A 310-nucleotide genomic window follows, 5' to 3' on the forward strand; every position below is an offset into this window, starting at 1 on the left:
TGCAGCGCCTCGCGGTCGAGCGCCTTCGGCAGACGCACCAGGTTCGTGTAGCCCGACGCCTGCATCAGCGCGACCGCGCTGTCGTTGATCCCCTCCAACAGCAGGACGCGGATCCGGTCCTTGGGCAGGGAGAGCTTCTCGGAGAGCTGGTCGGCGGTCATCTGGGCGTCTCGCGGCGGCTCGGCCCTGTTCGGCCGGCAGCGATCGGGGAATCCGGTCGCACCGATAGGTGCGGGGCCTTCGCAACGCAACATCGGCGACGCGAGCCTGCCCCGCGCATCGGTGCGCCGGACGCGTCCGAGCCTTGCCC

The 310-nt window shown here is 71.0% G+C and carries 1 pseudogene; it reads right to left on the reverse strand.

The features are described 5' to 3' along the window. Positions 1-161 (reverse strand): annotated as a pseudogene (locus AX737_RS35260) (phosphoglycerate dehydrogenase); the annotation flags it as partial. Positions 162-310: the final 149 nt, after the last annotated feature.

Source organism: Methylobacterium sp. CCH5-D2 (assembly GCF_001556475.1).
Lineage (GTDB): Bacteria > Pseudomonadota > Alphaproteobacteria > Rhizobiales > Beijerinckiaceae > Methylobacterium > Methylobacterium hispanicum.